The organism is Variovorax sp. MPBD4-3 (assembly GCF_058809745.1).
Genome location: NZ_JBXASW010000005.1, coordinates 167,205 through 184,624 on the forward strand (window position 1 = coordinate 167,205; position 17,420 = coordinate 184,624).

At 66.0% G+C, this 17,420-nt stretch carries 16 protein-coding genes and 1 tRNA gene; 16 read left to right on the forward strand and 1 reads right to left on the reverse strand.

From position 1 onward, the window contains the following. The first annotated feature begins 74 nt into the window (after window positions 1-74). From infC to AC1RVW_RS04870, 11 genes are all read left to right on the forward strand, one after another. The gene (infC, locus tag AC1RVW_RS04820; protein ID WP_285412465.1) at window positions 75-698 is read left to right on the forward strand and encodes a translation initiation factor IF-3; all 624 of its coding nucleotides are present in this window, start codon (window positions 75-77) and stop codon (window positions 696-698) included. Window positions 699-849: 151 nt separating this feature from the next. Continuing rightward, a complete protein-coding gene (gene rpmI, locus AC1RVW_RS04825) occupies window positions 850-1,053 on the forward strand; it encodes a 50S ribosomal protein L35 (protein WP_007832497.1) in 204 nt (67 codons plus the stop codon). Window positions 1,054-1,077: 24 nt separating this feature from the next. Next, on the forward strand, window positions 1,078-1,437 hold the full coding sequence (gene rplT / locus AC1RVW_RS04830; RefSeq protein WP_012747009.1) for a 50S ribosomal protein L20: 360 nt from the start codon (window positions 1,078-1,080) through the stop codon (window positions 1,435-1,437). A gap of 112 nt (window positions 1,438-1,549) precedes the next feature. After that, window positions 1,550-2,626: a phenylalanine--tRNA ligase subunit alpha gene (gene pheS, locus AC1RVW_RS04835; RefSeq protein WP_081266641.1), complete on the forward strand. Its 1,077-nt coding sequence runs from the start codon at window positions 1,550-1,552 to the stop codon at window positions 2,624-2,626. Window positions 2,627-2,667: 41 nt separating this feature from the next. After that, window positions 2,668-5,109 (forward strand): phenylalanine--tRNA ligase subunit beta, encoded by a 2,442-nt coding sequence (gene pheT, locus AC1RVW_RS04840; RefSeq protein ID WP_493198328.1) that lies wholly within the window; start codon window positions 2,668-2,670, stop codon window positions 5,107-5,109. A gap of 5 nt (window positions 5,110-5,114) precedes the next feature. Next, window positions 5,115-5,492, forward strand: a complete 378-nt coding sequence (locus AC1RVW_RS04845; RefSeq protein ID WP_081266764.1) for an integration host factor subunit alpha — start codon at window positions 5,115-5,117, stop codon at window positions 5,490-5,492. A 72-nt stretch (window positions 5,493-5,564) separates the two neighbouring features. After that, window positions 5,565-6,032 (forward strand): MerR family transcriptional regulator, encoded by a 468-nt coding sequence (locus AC1RVW_RS04850; RefSeq protein WP_493198330.1) that lies wholly within the window; start codon window positions 5,565-5,567, stop codon window positions 6,030-6,032. A 26-nt stretch (window positions 6,033-6,058) separates the two neighbouring features. Continuing rightward, a tRNA-Pro gene (locus AC1RVW_RS04855) sits at window positions 6,059-6,135 on the forward strand. A 232-nt stretch (window positions 6,136-6,367) separates the two neighbouring features. Next, the gene (locus AC1RVW_RS04860; RefSeq protein WP_172839801.1) at window positions 6,368-6,598 is read left to right on the forward strand and encodes a hypothetical protein; all 231 of its coding nucleotides are present in this window, start codon (window positions 6,368-6,370) and stop codon (window positions 6,596-6,598) included. Window positions 6,599-6,802: 204 nt separating this feature from the next. Then, entirely contained in the window at window positions 6,803-7,501 is a 699-nt protein-coding gene (locus tag AC1RVW_RS04865; protein WP_493198332.1) for a Crp/Fnr family transcriptional regulator, read from the forward strand. A gap of 121 nt (window positions 7,502-7,622) precedes the next feature. After that, window positions 7,623-7,883 carry a hypothetical protein gene (locus AC1RVW_RS04870; protein ID WP_081266673.1) on the forward strand — a complete coding sequence of 87 codons (261 nt, stop codon included), beginning with the start codon at window positions 7,623-7,625 and terminating at the stop codon, window positions 7,881-7,883. A 57-nt stretch (window positions 7,884-7,940) separates the two neighbouring features. On the opposite strand, the gene AC1RVW_RS04875 is transcribed toward AC1RVW_RS04870, so the two are convergent. Next, window positions 7,941-8,324, reverse strand: a complete 384-nt coding sequence (locus AC1RVW_RS04875; RefSeq protein ID WP_493198334.1) for a hypothetical protein — start codon at window positions 8,322-8,324, stop codon at window positions 7,941-7,943. Window positions 8,325-8,772: 448 nt separating this feature from the next. On the opposite strand from AC1RVW_RS04875, the gene AC1RVW_RS04880 reads away from it, so the two are divergent. The 5 genes from AC1RVW_RS04880 (at window position 8,773) to AC1RVW_RS04900 (ending at window position 17,273) form a co-directional block, all read left to right on the forward strand. Continuing rightward, window positions 8,773-10,197 carry an EAL domain-containing protein gene (locus AC1RVW_RS04880; RefSeq protein ID WP_493198336.1) on the forward strand — a complete coding sequence of 475 codons (1,425 nt, stop codon included), beginning with the start codon at window positions 8,773-8,775 and terminating at the stop codon, window positions 10,195-10,197. Next, window positions 10,194-10,400: a hypothetical protein gene (locus tag AC1RVW_RS04885; RefSeq protein ID WP_081266675.1), complete on the forward strand. Its 207-nt coding sequence runs from the start codon at window positions 10,194-10,196 to the stop codon at window positions 10,398-10,400. The genes AC1RVW_RS04880 and AC1RVW_RS04885 overlap by 4 nt, the downstream gene beginning before the upstream one ends. A 131-nt stretch (window positions 10,401-10,531) precedes the next feature. Further along, window positions 10,532-11,041, forward strand: a complete 510-nt coding sequence (locus tag AC1RVW_RS04890; RefSeq protein WP_493198338.1) for a hypothetical protein — start codon at window positions 10,532-10,534, stop codon at window positions 11,039-11,041. 16 nt (window positions 11,042-11,057) lie between these two features. Further along, window positions 11,058-12,467, forward strand: a complete 1,410-nt coding sequence (locus AC1RVW_RS04895; protein ID WP_081266676.1) for a CsgG/HfaB family protein — start codon at window positions 11,058-11,060, stop codon at window positions 12,465-12,467. Window positions 12,468-12,572: 105 nt separating this feature from the next. Continuing rightward, on the forward strand, window positions 12,573-17,273 hold the full coding sequence (locus AC1RVW_RS04900; protein ID WP_493198340.1) for a beta strand repeat-containing protein: 4,701 nt from the start codon (window positions 12,573-12,575) through the stop codon (window positions 17,271-17,273). Window positions 17,274-17,420 lie beyond the last annotated feature (147 nt).

The following is a 17,420-nucleotide window of genomic DNA, read 5'->3' on the forward strand; positions in this document are numbered from 1 at the left end:
CCTTGCCAAATCGTGCCGCTTGTCCGCGAGGACTGAACGGCGTTCGCTACAAATTTTGTAGCAAATTTTGAAGGATTCTGACCATCGCTACTGCATTTCGCGACCGCCGCCACCGCGAGGAACGCCAACACCGCCTGAACCGGGAAATCATGGCCCCGGAAGTCCGCCTGATCGGCCCGGATAACGAGCAATTGGGTGTCGTGAGTCTTGCCGAGGCATTGCGCCTTGCCGGTGAGCAGGACGTGGATCTGGTGGAGGTCGTCGCGGCGGCCAATCCGCCGGTGTGCCGCCTGATCGAGTACGGCAAGTTCAAGTACCACGAGCAGAAGAAGGCGGCCGAGGCGAAGTCGAAGCAGAAGGTCATCGAGGTCAAGGAAATCAAGTTCCGCCCCGGTACCGACGATGGCGACTACAACATCAAGATGCGCAATATCAAGCGCTTTCTTGAAGACGGCGACAAATGCAAGATCACGCTGCGCTTCCGCGGCCGCGAGATCACGCACCAGGAGCTGGGTCTGGCACTGCTGCAACGCATTCGCGACGAACTGGGCGACCTGATCATGGTCGAGCAGTTCCCGAAGCTCGAAGGCCGGCAGATGATCATGATGATCGCGCCAGGGCGCAAGAAGGCTGGTGGCGGAGCGCCAAAGCCTGCGACTGACGCTGCTGCACCGGCGGCGACGCCTGCGGCGGCCTGAGGTCTGCGGTCGAGAGGTTTTGAAGGGATTTCGCCTTTGCCGGCGCTTCGCAAGAAGGGCTGGCAGGGGCGAGATAAAGAAGTGTCTCGGGGCCAACAAGTCCGTGGAGCATCCATGGCGCCTCACGAGCACAAACTAAAGGAGCATTCACATGCCCAAAATGAAGACCAAGAGCAGCGCGAAAAAACGTTTCCGCGTTCGTCCCGGTGGCACCGTCAAGCGCGGTCAAGCCTTCAAGCGTCACATCTTGACGAAGAAGACCACCAAGAACAAGCGTCACCTGCGTGGTGCAGTCGCAGTGCATGAAACCAACATGGTTTCTGTCGCCGCCATGCTGCCCGGCCGTGGCATTTAACTCAGACGAACAAGGAGTACACACATGCCTCGCGTCAAACGTGGTGTAACGGCTCGCGCCCGCCACAAGAAAGTTCTCGCACTCGCCAAGGGTTTCCGCGGTCGTCGCGGCAATGTCTTCCGCATCGCCAAACAGGCGGTGATGAAGGCGGGCCAATACGCCTACCGTGACCGCCGTACCAAGAAGCGCGTGTTCCGTCAGCTGTGGATCGCGCGTATCAACGCCGCCTCGCGTGAACTGGGCCTGACCTACAGCCAGTTCGCCAATGGCATCCGCAAGGCCGGTATCGAGATCGACCGCAAGATGCTTGCGGACATCGCCGTGCACGACAAGGCCGCATTTGCCGGCATCGTGGAGCAGGTCAAGGCCAAGCTGGCTGCTTGATTCTGCACAGCAGGCTGCCGCCTCCGGGCGGCTTCCTGCGCCCACGGCTCAAGGGCTGGCGCTTTAAAAGGCTCCAGCTCTTTTTTATTTCCCCTCGAAGATTTTTGTTGCTATGAACGAGTTGGACTCCCTTGTCGACACCGCACGCGCCGCCTTCGCCGAAGCGAAAACGCCCGCAGAGCTCGAAAACGCCAAGGCCCAGTTCCTCGGCAAGTCGGGCCGCATCACCGAGCTGATGAAGGGCATGGCCGCGCTGAGCGTCGAAGAGAAGAAGTCCCGCGGCGCGGCGATCAACGTGGCCAAGCAGGCCATCGAGGCCGCGCTGACCGATCGCCGCCAGCAACTGGCCGACGAAGAACTCTCCCTGCAACTGCGCGCCGAAGCCCTCGACGTGAGCCTGCCCGGCCGCCGCCGCATTCCGGGCGGCCTGCATCCCGTGAGCCGCACCCTGGAGCGCATCGAGGAAATCTTCTCGAGCATGGGCTTCGACGTGGCCGACGGCCCCGAGATCGAAAGCGACTGGCACAGCTTCACCTCGCTCAACAACCCGCCGAACCATCCTGCGCGTTCGATGCAGGACACCTTCTACGTCGACATCAACGGCGACGACGGCATTCCCTACAACCTGCGTCCGCACACCAGCCCGATGCAGGTGCGCTATGCGCATCAGCACATCAAGAAGTACGCCGCCGAGTTCGCCGCCGCGGCGGCCGACACCACTGGCACCGTGAAGGCGCCCGAGATCCGCGTGATCGCGCCGGGCCGCACCTATCGCGTCGACAGCGACGCCACCCATTCGCCCATGTTCCACCAGTGCGAAGGCCTGTGGCTCGGCGAGAACGTGAGCTTCAAGGACCTCAAGGTCGTCTTCACCGACTTCTGCCGCACCTTCTTCGAGCGCGACGACCTCGTGCTGCGTTTCCGCCCGAGCTTCTTCCCGTTCACCGAGCCGAGCGCCGAGATCGACATCCAGTTCGCCAGCGGCCCGCTGGCTGGCCGCTGGCTCGAGGTGTCGGGTTCGGGCCAGGTGCATCCGAACGTGGTGCGCAACATGGGCCTCGACCCCGAGCGGTATATCGGCTTCGCCTTCGGCATGGGCCCTGATCGGCTCACGATGCTGCGCTATGGCGTGAACGACCTGCGCCTGTTCTTCGACGGCGACCTGCGTTTTCTCTCGCAGTTCCAGTAAGCCCCCTCCATACATAGAAAAACCAGATCGAGATCGAAGAGATGCAATTCCCGGAATCCTGGCTGCGCGAGTTCTGCAATCCGCCCCTCGACAGCGCCGAACTGGCCGAAACGCTCACCATGGGCGGTTTCGAGGTCGAAGAGCGCCGTCCGGTCGCGCCGCCCTTCACGCGCATCGTGGTCGGCGAAATCAAGGAAGCCGAGCAGCACCCGAATGCCGATCGCCTGCGTGTGTGCCAGGTCGACGTGGGGCAGGGCGCCTTGCTCAACATCGTGTGCGGCGCGCCCAATGCGCGCGTCGGCATCAAGGTGCCGTGCGCTCTCGTCGGCGCCGAACTGCCGCCGGGTGAAGACGGCAAGCCTTTCCTCATCAAGCTGGGCAAGCTGCGCGGCGTCGAGAGCCAGGGCATGCTGTGCTCGGCGCGAGAACTGCACCTGAGCGAAGACCATGGCGGCCTGCTCGAGCTCGCTGCCGACGCGCCCATCGGCGCCGACGTGCGCGATGTGCTCAAGCTCGACGACTCGCTGCTCACCCTCAAGCTCACGCCCAACCTGGCGCACGGCCTGAGCGTGTACGGCGTGGCACGCGAACTCGCCGCGCTCACCGGCGCGCCGCTCAAGACGCCGGCCATCGCGCCGGCGGCCACGTCGTTCAGCGACGTGCTGCCCGTCAAGGTCGAGGCGCCCGAGCTTTGCGGCCGCTTCTCGGGCCGCATCGTGCGCGGCGTGAACACCAGGGTGGCCACGCCGGCATGGATGGTCGAGCGCCTGGCGCGCTGCGGCCAGCGCAGCGTGACGCCGCTCGTCGACATCTCGAACTACGTGATGTTCGAGTACGGCCAGCCCAGCCACATCTTCGACCTCGACAAGATCCATGGCGGCCTCACCGTGCGCTGGGGCAAGGCGGGCGAGCAGCTCAAGCTGCTCAATGGCACGACCATCACGGTGGACGACAAGGTCGGTGTGATTGCCGACGACCGCGAGGTCGAGTCGCTCGCCGGCATCATGGGCGGCGACGCCACCTCCGTTTCGGACGACACGCAGAACATCTACGTCGAGGCCGCGTTCTGGTGGCCTGCCGCCGTGCAGGGCCGCTCGCGCCGCTTCAACTTCTCGACCGACGCCGGCCATCGCTACGAGCGCGGCGTCGATCCGAGCCGCACCGTGCAGATCATCGAGCGCATCACTCAGTTGATCGTCGAAATCTGCGGCGGCCAGGCCGGCGCGATGGACGACCAGAAACTGCACGTGCCCGAGGCCGTCCCCGTCACGCTTCGCGTGGCGCGCGCCGCGCGCGTGATCGGCATGCCGCTGACGCAGGCGCAATGCGCCGACGCGCTGAACCGGCTGGGCTTTGCCATCACCGAAGGCGAAGGCACGCTGACCGTGACCCCGCCGCCGCATCGCTTCGACCTGCTCATCGAAGAAGACCTGATCGAAGAAGTGGCGCGCCTGATCGGCTTCAACAACCTGCCGACCACCGCGCCGCTCGCGCCGATCACGGCCCGTGTGCGGCCCGAGGCGCAGCGCGGCCGCTTTGCGGTGCGCCGCGCCGTTGCGGCGCTGGGCTATCAGGAAACGATCAACTTCAGTTTCGTCGAGGCGCATTGGGAGCAGGACCTTGCCGGCAATGCCAATCCGATCAAGCTGTTGAACCCGATCGCCAGCCAGATGAGCGTGATGCGTTCGTCGCTGCTGGGTTCGCTGCTGCAGGTGCTCAAGTTCAACCTCGATCGCAAGGCGCCGCGCGTGCGAGTGTTCGAGCTGGGCCGTGTCTACCTGCGCGACGACAGTGTCGCCACCACCGACAGCACCGTGCGCGGCGTTCATCAGCCGATGCGCGTGGCGGGCCTTGCGTGGGGCGATGCCGACGAAGCGCGTTGGGACGGCAAGCCCGAGCGCATCGACTTCTACGACGTCAAGGGTGACGTGGAAGCACTGCTCGCGCCGCTGGTGCCGAGCTTCGAGGCAGCAGAACATCCCGCGCTGCACCCGGGCCGTTCGGCACGCGTGCTGGTCGACGGCAAGGACATCGGCTTCGTCGGTGAACTGCATCCGCGCTGGCGCCAGAAGTGGGACTTTGCCCAGGCGCCGGTGCTGTTCGAACTCGATCTCGACGCAGTGACGGCGCGCCCCGTGCCCGTGGCGCAGCCGGTGCCCAAGCACCAGGCCGTGGAGCGCGACATCGCCGTCGTCGTGGCCGAAGCCGTCACGCACGACGCGCTGATGCAGACCATCCGCGCGGCCACGGCCGCGCAGGGCCTGCTGCGCGATGCGACGCTGTTCGACATCTACCGTCCCCAGCCGCTGCGCGATGGCGCCGTGGCTGCGCCCGGCGCGCTGGCACAGGGCGAGAAGAGCATGGCGGTGCGCCTGAGCTTCCAGAGCGACAGCGCCACGCTGACGGACGAGCAAGTTGAGCCTGCGGTGCGTGCCATCGTCGAACAATTGGGCGCCAGGCTCGGCGGCCGCTTGAGAGGATGAAGAGAATGAATGCTGCCGACTTCACGCTCGAGGCCCTGGAAACGCCTGCGCTCACCAAGGCGCACCTGGCAGACCTGCTGTTCGAGCAGATCGGCCTGAACAAGCGTGAGTCCAAGGACATGGTCGAGGCGTTCTTCGAGCTCGTGGCAAGGAGCCTCATCGAAGGCACGGACGTGAAGATCTCGGGCTTCGGCAACTTCCAGATCCGCGTGAAGGCGCCGCGGCCTGGGCGCAATCCGCGTACCGGCGAAGCCATTCCGATCGGTGAGCGCCGCGTGGCCACTTTCCACGCGAGCGCCAAGCTCAAGGAACAGATTCACGGCAGCATCGAGCCGCAGGGCGGTGCGGCGACCGAAGTCGAGTGGAGCCTTGGCACCGAGTGAATGAATAGTGCTTGGTGCTGCGCGCTTGCGTAGAGTAATCTCTAAGGTTTCCCGCGCACAGTCTTGATTTCAATGGAGAAAACGCTCCCGCCGATTCCTGTCAAACGCTACTTCACCATCGGTGAGGTGGGCGAGCTCTGCGGCGTCAAGCCGCACGTGCTGCGCTATTGGGAGCAGGAGTTCACGCAACTGCGGCCCATGAAGCGGCGCGGCAACCGCCGCTACTACCAGCACCACGAGGTGCTGATGATCCGCCGTATCCGCGACCTGCTCTACGACCAAGGCTTCACCATCAGCGGTGCACGCAACAAGCTGCAAGAACTGGTGCAAGGTGAGCGCGATCGCCGCAAGGCCGGTGGCGAACTGCCGCTCGAAGGCATGGAAGCGATCGAGATCGAACGGGAAGAATTCGATGCGGCGGTGCAAGATGCGCCGGCACCCGTGGCTGCCGCTGCGCCGAAGATGGCCGATCTGTCGCAGTTGCTGAACCTTCGACGCGAACTCTTTGAAATTCGTGAGCTGCTGACCGTCGGACACTGAATTTTCACAGCTATAATTGAGAGCTTCGGTGTGTGGCGCAGCCTGGTAGCGCACTTGCATGGGGTGCAAGGGGTCGAAGGTTCGAATCCTTTCACACCGACCAAATCAGTAGATGGAACAACGGCTTACGCTCACAAGGCGTAGGCCGTTTTTCTTTGCGCGTGACAAGCAGAGGTTCACCCGGCCTGGACCTGCGGTGACACTGACGCCCTCAGTCTTGGACGAGATGTTTTTCACGATTGGCAAAGGTTGTGCGCAATGCTCGACGAGCAGATTGGCGCTTGTGAACTAGTTCCTGTGCCTACGGGACGGTGCCTTTTATCCTCAAGACCATGATGAGAGCACCAACCCACATTCTTGACCTGCCCGATGGTTGGACTGCTGATTTCGAGATCGTTCGCACCCTTCATGGCTCTTATGCCGGCATTGCCAGGCTGAGCCTCAGTGGTGTGCAGAAGTGCGCGTTGGTCATCACCCAGCAACTGACCTGGGACGGCGCCTTCGAGCGCGCATGTGCGCGGGCGGCCCACTTCGTGCGGGAGTGGATCTCAAGCGCTCGGGAGTGATGCAGGCTTTTCTGCACGCATAGATAGCGCTCTTCTTGAAGGGCTCCGGCTAGATATCGCCGAGAACTGCCAAAAAGTACCGAATCGGAAGAGGGTTGGTCTCCGGACTGAGACGTCCTGTCAAGTCCGTGGATGACGAGCGAGCACTCTCTGTATCCGCCTTGCGACGCCAACGTCGCGGCGGCCCGGAGACCGCTTCCCGTCATGTACCTGCATCCACTTCTTGCCAAGTTGCCCACCCTCGAGCGCGACGCGCTCGTTCAGTCCAGCGAACTGCGCTCATACCGGCGCAACGCCCCGGTTCTCGCTGCCGGTGATTGGACAAGCCACATCTACTGTGTCGCGAATGGCCTGCTGCGCGTAGCGGCCCCGGGCGGCGGCGACGGCACGGACGTCACGACCGATTTCATTCGTCCCGACGACTTCTTCCTCGGCCCATCCTTGAGCGAGGACAGGTACCAAGCCAGGCAGGGCTTGATCGCGGTGCTGCCGTCGTCGGTGTATCTCGTTCCCGCCGCAGCACTGCGCGAGTTGTGCGCGAAGCATTCAGAGGTGGCGCTCGGTCTCCTGGGGCTTGCGATGAATCGCATGTCCGGCATTCGCGGGCAGATGCGCAGCGTGTCGGAACTGCCGACCGAAGACTTGGTGAGCCGCGTGCTTCAGCAGTTGACCCACTTGGCACCAGCAGGTGCTGGCAGCTACGACAGGCGCATCACGCAGTCGGTGATCGCCTCTTACTCGGGGCTCTCGCGCGAGGTGGTCAACAAGACGATGCGCAGTCTGGAGAGCAGGGGGCTCGTGCGACGCGACGAGGACGGAATTCATGTGCTGCCGCAGCTCGTGGAGGCTCCCGCGCCGCCTCGGGTTTTCGGTACATCGACCGGATGCAGCCAGCGCGTGTAGTGCGGTAGGGCGGCGGGCGACGAGGAAGGCGAGAGAACGATCGCGCCACTCGAAAAATCTTCTTCTCATACCAAGGAACTAATTCCTTGGTGTGACATTGCCCCCGGCCTATTCTCGGCGCATGAGTTCAACGCAACAACAACAACTTCTGGTCGAACTGCCCGACGGGTGGTCGAGCCGGATCGATATCAAGCAAACCACCAATGGCCGCTACGCTGGTGTCGCCGAACTGAGCCTGCAGGGGCTCAAGTGGGGCGTTCTGGTCTTCATGCAGCAGCCGTCGCTGGAAGCCGCGCTGGCACGTGTGCGGCTGCGGGCCAGCCAGTTCGCAAGAGAACGGATTTCGCTGCTCGACGTCGAAGCGCGGATGCAGTTGCACTGAGGCTCAAATGAAGAAAGCCCGCGCAAGGCGGGCTTTGGGATGCGGTCGTGGACTCCCTCACGCAGTCCACGGTTGCGGCAGATCTTCATTTGCCCATGTTTTTCCTATCCCGCGCATGAAGATTGCCAAACCACGCGCGATGGCAAACGCGGCACCATCGATGTTCTCCTTGGACAAGCTTGGAAGAACATCATGAAGACATTCAGAAAGCTCATCGGCGGCGCCATCTCTCTCGCAGGCGCGGTGGTGATCGTTGCCCAGCTTCATGTGATCGTGCCCGGGGCCTGAAGCCCACACCGGCCGGTTGATCTGATGGCGGAACGGCTCCCGGAGCCGTTCGCACAGCCATTGCGCCAGTTCGCTCTCGCTCCAGCTCAGTCCCCGTGAGCCGTCCGGTGTTCTTCGAACATTGTTTACAAATGTGAGCAGGAACACATCCACGGGCCGAAAGCGAATGCCAACGGCTACTGTAATCCGTAGTATTCATTTTGTTTCAAATGTCCTACGGAGCTTGCAACGTGATGGTTCAAAGATCCCCGTTCTTCCGAACGTACAAGCCACGCCATGCCGTGTGCGGGTCTGCCTCACGAACGCGTGGCGCCGATGAGTCGAGGGCCACGTCCATGCCTTATTCCTAGCTGCCAGAGCGCGAGCGCTGGCGTTCTCCGCCTGACGCTGCGCACCACCTCGCCGTGACCCGATAGCCGATCGCGAGGCCTCCTGAAAAGAAGGCCCGTCGTGTGACGGCTGTCGCCTGCGCGTCGAGTTTCCAAAAGTCCGGTTCGAACCCGCGTTGCGACGTGGGATGGCCGACTGTTGCCGCAAGAAACGCGGTGGCTCCTTCTTCTCTTGTGTGACTTCGACGCAGAAATTTTCGACCGAGGATGCAATGCCTGCTCTCTCTCCGCTGACAACCTGGCCTCTCGGCGCGGACCTGCCCGCCGGCTGGGCACCGCGTGCGTCGGCGACGGGCGACGCGGCAAACGACCGCCCGCCTCGCGACGCGAGCGACACGCAGGACACGATGCGCATTCCCTATGCGGACTCGGTGCCCTTCGTTTCCACCGTGCCCGCCGAGCTCTTCGCGCGCCAGCCGCGGCACAGGCCTTGCGCCTACGTCTTCATCGCGAACCTGCCGCACCTCGCCGAGGCCTACGGACAAGATTTCGCATCGAGCGCCAGCCGCGAGATCCAGCGCCGCCTGTGCGCGAATTTCCTGTGTTCGGCCGAGACCGATCTCGCCCGCCTGCGCGACGACTGCTTCCTGCTCTGGGCCAACGATGCCTTCGCGGCCGGCACGGTGCGCGCCGGCTCGTCCGTGAGCCGCGAGCTTGAGACGCTGCTGGCCGAACTCGGCGCGGAGCCGGTGCGCGCCGGCGGGATCGCCGCAATGGCGCAGCTGCATGCCGACTGGATCGAGGTGCGCCCCCCCGAGGAACTCGGCACCGCCGAGATCGAGCTCACGCTGTGGACCGCGCAGCCTTTCCCCGAGTCGGGCGAGAGCAGGGCGGACGGATGGCGCCAGCGCTACCGCGCCGACATGGACGTCGCCGTGCACGTCAGCGAGGCCGTGCTGGCCCAGGGGCTGAGCTTCGGATGGCAGCCCGTGGTGCACGCGGGCGGCATCGCCACCATCTTCTACAGAGAGGGCCGCCCGCGCATCGCGCCGAGCCGCGGAGAGCCCGCGTCGCTCGCGCCGGAGGTGTTCCTGCCATGCCTGCAGCGCCTTGGCCTTGCGCGCGCCTTCGACCGCCTCGTGCTGCGGCGCGCGATGGAGGCCCTGAGGCTGCGTCCTTCGGCGCACATCGGCGTGCGCATCAGCGCGCAGAGCGCCAAGCCCGATCACTGGTGGGCTTCGCTGCTGTCGGCGCTCGACGAAGAGTTTGCGTTGGCCTCGCGCCTGGTGATCGAGATCACCGGCAGCAGCGGCCTGCCCGACCTCGAGGCGGCGCGCGATTTCTGCGTGCAGCTGCAGTTGCGCGGCTGCCGCATCGCGCTGCGCGACTTCGGCGGCGGCGGCGACAACCTGGCGGCCGTGCAGGCCTGCCGCCCCGACATCGTGAAGCTCGACGCTTCCTTCCTGCGCCGTGCACGCAGCAGCGCCTTCGGCCGCGAGTGCCTGCAGGGAATGGTCTCGCTGTGCAGCCACTTCGCGACGCACGTGGTGGTCGACGGCGTCGAGCGCGAGGACGACGTGCACGTTGCCCTGGCCGCGGGCGCGCAGTGGCTTCAGGGTTACAGCGTTCGCGGCAGCGAGCCGCAAAGCCACGCCGAGGCGCCGGCCGCCCGGCGCCAACAGGTGGACTTCTCATGAACATGCCTACGGACCTGCACCTTCGCCTTGCCCGGTTGAACACCGAGCTGCTCCAGCTGCAACGCGCAGTGCAAGACCTGATGCAGCAATGCGTCATGCACTCGGACAACGCGAGTGCGGACGACATCGTCGCCAAGGCCCAGTACCTGGCGCTCGAAGCCGCGTTGCGCATGCCCGATGCGCGCAGCACGACGCGCGCATGACACCGCTTCTCCTTTCAACGTTTCCTCTCTCCCGCAGAAATCCTATGCCTACCCAACTCGTCCAGGTTCCCCCCGGCGCGCGCCACCTCCGGTTGCGCCAGCGCTTGTCTTTCGTTTCGCTCAGGCACTTCATGCAAGTGGGTGTGCATGCGTTCTTCGTGGTCGCGGCAGCGGGGGCTTCGGCCAACAACGTGGGCGAGAACAGCGCCTGGCAGTTCCAGACCTCCGCGGACAAGGCCAACCAGGCCGCGGTGCAGGACATGATCCAGCGCAAGAAGGCCGGCAGCTACGGGGCGGCCAACTACACCACCAACAACTACGTCGGCAAGCAATACAACTGCGACATCACGGCCACGGCACAGGGCAACCAGGGCACCAACAGCACGGTCGCCAATTCGCCCAGCACCAGCGGACCGGCCGCCAATTCCACGGGCAATGCCAACACGGGCTATGGCGGCGCGGGCACGGTGACGACGGGCCAGGCCAACACCGGCACCGTCGGCTCTTTCGTGAACGGGTCCACCAGCAGCAGCGTGCAGGGCTGGTCCAGCCAGGCCCTGAACTCCAACCAGACCAACACCGGCAACCAGAGCGCCAGCGTCGGCGGCAGCTCGGCATGCGCATTCGGCGCGCTCAACTGACAGGGAAGAAGAAAGAATGATCACGTTCGAGTCGATCCGCGCATTGCCGCGCGTCAAGAAAACGGCCGCGTCGCGCGGCCTGCTGGCGGCAGCCGCCGTCATGAGCCTGGCCGGTTGCGTGACCGCGCCGCAGCAGCAGCTTGCGCCGAAAGAGGCGCCCATCGTCCTCGGCCCCGCCGTGCGCGAGAACATCACGCCGATGGAGCCCGTGCTCGCCTGCTTCGGCGACCACGTGGCCGCCATGCAGCGCCCGCCCATCGTCATCACCGTGGGCGACGTGAAGGACTACACCGGCAAGTACAGCATCAACGAAGGCAATGCCATCACGCAGGGCGGCGCGCTGATGGTGTATTCGGCACTCGGCAAGCTCGGCGGCGCGGTGCAGGTGGCCGAGCGCTTCGACCCCGTCATCGCCGAACGCGAGCTCGGCTATGCCGACCGCCGCCAGCTCGGCGACGGCCGCACGCACCAGCTCGCCGGCCCCAACGGCGGGCAGGTGGTGCCGTGGCTGCCGTACTTCGGCGGTTCCATCAACAAGTCCGACTACTTCATCGTCGGCGGCATCACCGAGCTCAACTACAACATCAACTCCGGCGGCGCCGAAGTCGCGGTGAACCAGGTGGGCATCAAGGCGCGCACCTTCAGCCAGTCGGTGGGCGTGGACCTGCGCATCGTCGACACCAAGACGCTGATGATCGTCAAGACCATCAGCCTGACCAAGCAGTTCAACGGCTACGAGGTCGGCTTCAACGTCTTCCGCTTCTTCGGCAGCAAGCTCTACGACATCGACGTCGGCGCCAAGGGCCAGGAACCCGTGCAGATGGGCGTGCGTGCCGCGCTCGAAGAGGGCGTGGTGCGCCTGGTGGCCGCCGTCTCCAAGGTCGACCCCGAGCCTTGCCTGGGCATGCGCATGAACGACCAGCTGCAGATGGTGCCGGCCGAGAAGCTGCGCAGGGTCGCCAACCCGCTGGTCGATTCGGCCGGCACGCCGGTGCAGCAGGGCGAGGCCGTCAACGCGGCCAGCCAGACCGGCGCCAGCCTGTCGGGTTCCAGCGTGCAGATCCCGTTCGAGTTCGGCGCCGCCGCGCTCACGGGCGGCACGCTGAACCTGCTCGACCAGATCGCCGCGGCCGCCGCCAAGGGCGCGACCGAAGTCGTGCTCGTGGCACGCGACACCGAGAACTGGGACGCCGGCAAGCGCGACATGTTGACCGACCAGCGCATCGGCGTGGTCACGTCCGCGCTCGCGTCGCGCGGGATCGCCCCCGGCGGCATCAACGTCACATGGCGGCCTGACAAGGCGGACACGTCGATCCATCGCGACGGTCCCGGCCTGCAGGAGATCGCCAAGCTCCGCGTGCAGGGCGCGGGGAGGGGTGGACCGGCCCGCACGGTCCGCGAGGAGAACGCAACCGGAGGGAAGTAACCGACACCGAGTCCCCAACCGCACCACCACCACCACAACGCATCACGTTTCCAGATCGGTCCCCTTCGGGATCGAGTCAGTCATCCGATCCAAAAAGGAAAATCCATGAAGAAGAATCGCAAGAATCACGGCGCCGGCACCCCGGCGCTCGGCAGCGTCGGCCTTGCAGTGCTCGCCATGCTGATGGGCAGCGGCGCGCAAGCCGCTGATGTGAGCTTCGGCACCCCGTCCACAGTGACGGTCACGGGCCACAAGACCGTGCAGAGCGTGCAGGGCAACACCGTCGGTATTTCCGCCGACACCTCGGACACGACGACCGGCGTCACCGTGGTCGGCCCGCAGGCCGGCACCAGCAACACGACGACCAACAACCAGGTCAAGCCCACCGCCATCGGCAACACCTTCACCAACGCGATCGACCTGTCGCTGACCGGCAATGTTCCCGACTCGAGCGCCGAAGGCTCGGCTTCGCTCGGCGTGCAGACCAACAGCGGCGTGGTGTCGAGCACCGCCAACAACAACGTTGTGAAGGTCGACCTGACCGGCTTCACCAGCGGCAGCGCTTCGAACACGGCCAACACCATCGCGGCCAGCACCACGCTGAACAGCGGCTCCTCGACGATCGCCGGCACGGTGCCGAACGACTACACCTCCGGGACGGCAGGCATCACGAGCATCAGCTACACGCCCGGCGGCAACTCCGCCACCGCGCAAGGCAGCATCGCCATCACCTCGGCGCAGATGGGCACGGGCGCCGCCTCCAGCGCGACGGCCGGCGAGAACGAGGTCACGCTGAGCCTGACCTCTCCCGCCACCGCTACCGTGACTGCCGGTCCGGTGCTCGACAACAACACGGTCTCGGCCACTCTCAAGGGCAACGCCGCGACCAGCACGGCCAGCATCCAGCCCGGCGGCGCGCCCACGTTCGTCGGCTCGGCCGTCGTGTCGAACCTGCAGCTGAACCAGGCTGCCGGCGTCGGCGTGACCCACAGCGCTGTCACCGAAGGCACGACCATCGGCGCGACCGTGGCCGGCAACGCCCCGGGCGTCACCAACACGCTGACGGGCGGTCTCTCGGTCCAGGGCAACACCGTGTCGAGCGCGGCCACCGGCAATGAGTCGCTGGGCGCGGCGGGCGTGGCGGGCAACCGGATCGTGCTGGGCGACGGCATGTCCGTCACCGGCTCCGGCGGCCCGGGCTTCAACAACGCAAGCTTCAACGGCGGCGCCTTGTCGAACGTCGTGGCGGCCGACCTGGCGATTCTCAACAGCCAGGGCAATGTCGGCGTCTCGCTTTCCAGCCAGACGCAGGGCACGTTCATCGGTGCCGCGGTGCAGTCGATCGACAACGGCTCGGTCAACCTGTCGGGCAACAGCGTGACCTCGGCTGCCACCGGCAACGCGGCTTCCAGCGCCATTGCCAGCGGAAATAACGCGGCTGCATTTGCAGCCACCGCCGCGCTGGCCAGCCAGCAGAGCAACTACCGCGCCAGCGTGGAAGCCAGCACCGGCCCGTCGGCTGTCGGCGTGATTTCCGGTTCCGAGAATGGCACCAACAACGCCAGCACGCTGACCGTGGGCAACAACCGCATCGCGGCCACAGCCTATGGCAGCAGCGTGAGCCAGAACCTGTCGCTCGAAGCGAATGCAATGCCCCTGGTCGGGACCGCATTCCTCAACGGCGGCAGTACGCCCGACGGCAACGTGAACGCCAACGGCGCGGCAACGGTGTCGAACCTGCAAGGCAACTACGGCGCCGCGGTCAGCGCCACGAACGCTCTCTCCGTCCTCGGCCTGAGCGCCGATTCGCGCGGCACCGGCGGCGACACCATCAAGGCGAGTGCCTTCGCGGTCAACGGCAACACCCAGGAAGCGGTGGCTGTCGGCAACAGCGCGGGCAATGCGCTGTCGCTGACCGGCACCAGCGTGGGCTCGGGCGCCGGCGTGGCCAATGTGCAGGTCGTCGACGGCAACTCGCCGGTGCAGGCCGAACTCGTCGGTGCCACGGCCACCGCGTACCTCGGCACGCATTCGACCGACACCAGCGTGGCGCTGACCAACAACCTGCAGCGTGCTGTCGGCTACGCCAATTCGGCATCCAACACCCTGAACGTCGCGGCCAACGGCGCCAACGTGGCTGCGGCGGGTGGACCCGCTTCGGTCGTGTTCGCTGCCGGCAACAACGTCATCGCCGGCTACGGCGTGCTGAGCAGCCAGTCGGCGCTCGGCGACGTGACCGCCAGCGCATCGGGCACCGCGCAGATCCTGCCGGTGAGCGCACTGCAAGTGCTGGTTGAAGGCAACGTCACGCGCGGCACCGTCACCAATGAAGGCAACGCCTTCGTCGGCGCGGCCTACGGCAACGACGTGGCCAACGGCGCGAAGCTCGCGCTGGGCACCGGCTTGACGACCACCGGCTTCTCGTCGGTGGCGAACGTGACCAGCGTGCAGAACGCGGCCGGTGCCGTCGAGGCAGCCGCGTCCGGTGGCTCGGTGGTGAACACGAGCATCGAGGACAACCTTGCGAACTCCTCGGTCTCGACGTCGACCAACCAGATCCAGGCGCTGGCCTACGGCAACCGCGCGAGCGGCAACACGCTGTCGGTGACGGGCAATTCGCTGTCCACCGCAAGCACCGCAGGTGTTCGCCAGGGCGCTGTGTCGAACGTCGGGCAGCTGATCACCGATGCTTCGTTCAGCGTGCAGAACGTGCAGACCGGCTCGGGCTCCGTCACCGCCACCCAGCGTGACACGACCACGAACCCGGCTTCGCCCCTCGCCGCACAGGTGCGCACGGACATCGGCGGCTCGGTCACGGGCTCCACGGTCGCGTCCAACGGCAACAGCTCCAGCGCCGCCGCAACGAGCAACAGCGCCACCAACGGCCTGACGCTTGCCGGCACCACCATCGCCACTTCGGGCGCGCTGCAGAACTCGCAAGGCACCAGTGCCGACGTGAATGCGCTGATCGGGTTGGCGGGCATCCCGGGTAGCCCCGGTACGCCGGCAGCGCCGTTCAATTTCAATGCAACCGGCAGTGGTCTGATCGGCAACGTCGCGGACAGCCAGGTGACCTTGACGGGCGGTACGCTGACGGTGGCGACGTTGGGCCTGACGACTGCACAGATCAACTATCTGACGGCCAACGGCTGGACCATCACCGGCGGCAACATCAGCGGCCCGGCCACGCTTCTCGGCACGATTCCGCTGTCGTCGTTCGTCGCTATCAACAGCGGCGGCACAGCCCCGTTCTCGGCCACCATCCCCGGCACGCCCGCAACGGCAGCCGTTGCGAACCAGGGCGGCGTCACCGTCGCCGTGGCCGGCGCGGTCACCAACTCGCAGCTGAGCGTCAACGGCAACACCGCCAACGGCGCGGTCACCGGCAACACCGCCACCAACAGCGTGTCCGTCACCGGCGGCAACATCGCTGCGGGCAGCGGCGCCACCGTGGCAACGGCGGGCACGCTGCCGCTGGGTTCCGGCACCGGTGCGCAGGCCGACCATGCGCTGTCGAACGTGCAGCAGGTGAACGAAGGCGCAAGTCTCACGACCAGCCTGTTCGGCACCTATGCCATCGACACAACCGCGGGCGCGGCCATCTCCGGCTCGACCCTGAGCGTGTCGAACAACAGCCAGCGCGGCAGCGCGGTCGCCAACACGGCGGCCAACAGCGTGGCACTGAGCGGCAACAGCGTGCAGGCCACCACGGCGCTGGCGTCGCAGCAGAGCAGCGCGGCTGCGGTGTCGGCCGGCTCGGCACTCGAGCTGTACGCACCGGGTGCGGTGTCGAACTCGTCGGTTGCTCTTTCGGGCAACAAGAACGTGTCGCTCGGCGTGATCAACGACGTGACCAACACGCTGGCCGTCACCGGCACCAACGTCACGCCCGTCGGCGCCGCCGTCAACGCGACCCTGAACCCGGCCACCGCCACCGGCGACCATGTGCTGAACAACAACCAGGTTGCCTCCACCAGCGTGAGCAGCACGGCCAGCACGCGCCTGTACAACCAGGACCAGGTGGCAGCCGCCACCGCGGGCCTGGCGAACAGCAGCGTGACCGTGACCGGCAACAGCACCGCGGCAGAAGCCTCCGCCAACCGCGCCGACAACAGCGTGGCCCTGAACGGTGCGGCGCTGCAAGGCGCCAACGCCGGCCTGGTCAACACGCAGAGCAGCTCCGCGGCAGTGGCGTCCAACGCCACCACCTCGGCCACGTTCCAGCTGAACGGCACCGCACCGGCCTCGGCCGCGGCGCTGAACAGCGGCGTGACGATCGACGGCAACAGCACCACGTCGCTGGCTCGCGGGAACTCGGCCACCAACGCGCTGAACGTCGCGGCCGGCAGCAGCTACGGCGCTTCGACCGCGGGTACGGCCGGCAGCACGCTGGGTACCACGCAGGCCACGGCCGCCGTGCTGAACACCCAGGGCAACTCGGGTGCGGTGACGTCGAACGCCACGGGGACCTACCAAGTCGCGCTCAACGGCCAGGCCGTGGGCACCGTGCCGGGGCTGACCAACGGCACGGCGGCTGTCACGGGCAACACCGTGGCCGCGCAGGCGTACGGCAACAGCGCGACCAACACGCTGACCGTGACGGCACCGGCCACCGGTCGCCCGACCGCCGCCATCGGCAACTACCAGACCAACAGCGGCGCCATCGTCGCGACGGCCACGGGTGTGAACTACGGCGTGGGCGTGACGGGTGCGACCAACGGCAGCACCCTGCGCGCCGCGGGTAACCAGGTCACCGCCACGGCGGTGGGCAACTCCGCCGTGTCCACGATCGCGTCGGCCCGCTAAGGGTTGCCGCTCCAGCCCCGGCGGGATTTCCCTCGCCGGGGCTTCTTGTCCGCCCGGGCCGCTTGTGCGGTCCGGCGTCGCAGGCCCCAAGGGCGGGGCCATGCCGGGTTGGGCAATGCCGTACGCCGGTTCCGGATCGATCCGCAT

Coding starts and splice junctions, on each gene's coding strand:
- rpmI (WP_007832497.1), top strand. CDS start 850: ATGCCCAAAATGAAGACCAAGAGCAGCGCGAAAAAACGTTTCCGCGTT.
- rplT (WP_012747009.1), top strand. CDS start 1,078: ATGCCTCGCGTCAAACGTGGTGTAACGGCTCGCGCCCGCCACAAGAAA.
- pheS (WP_081266641.1), top strand. CDS start 1,550: ATGAACGAGTTGGACTCCCTTGTCGACACCGCACGCGCCGCCTTCGCC.
- pheT (WP_493198328.1), top strand. CDS start 2,668: ATGCAATTCCCGGAATCCTGGCTGCGCGAGTTCTGCAATCCGCCCCTC.
- AC1RVW_RS04845 (WP_081266764.1), top strand. CDS start 5,115: ATGAATGCTGCCGACTTCACGCTCGAGGCCCTGGAAACGCCTGCGCTC.
- AC1RVW_RS04850 (WP_493198330.1), top strand. CDS start 5,565: ATGGAGAAAACGCTCCCGCCGATTCCTGTCAAACGCTACTTCACCATC.
- AC1RVW_RS04860 (WP_172839801.1), top strand. CDS start 6,368: ATGAGAGCACCAACCCACATTCTTGACCTGCCCGATGGTTGGACTGCT.
- AC1RVW_RS04865 (WP_493198332.1), top strand. CDS start 6,803: ATGTACCTGCATCCACTTCTTGCCAAGTTGCCCACCCTCGAGCGCGAC.
- AC1RVW_RS04870 (WP_081266673.1), top strand. CDS start 7,623: ATGAGTTCAACGCAACAACAACAACTTCTGGTCGAACTGCCCGACGGG.
- AC1RVW_RS04880 (WP_493198336.1), top strand. CDS start 8,773: ATGCCTGCTCTCTCTCCGCTGACAACCTGGCCTCTCGGCGCGGACCTG.
- AC1RVW_RS04885 (WP_081266675.1), top strand. CDS start 10,194: ATGAACATGCCTACGGACCTGCACCTTCGCCTTGCCCGGTTGAACACC.
- AC1RVW_RS04890 (WP_493198338.1), top strand. CDS start 10,532: ATGCAAGTGGGTGTGCATGCGTTCTTCGTGGTCGCGGCAGCGGGGGCT.
- AC1RVW_RS04895 (WP_081266676.1), top strand. CDS start 11,058: ATGATCACGTTCGAGTCGATCCGCGCATTGCCGCGCGTCAAGAAAACG.
- AC1RVW_RS04900 (WP_493198340.1), top strand. CDS start 12,573: ATGAAGAAGAATCGCAAGAATCACGGCGCCGGCACCCCGGCGCTCGGC.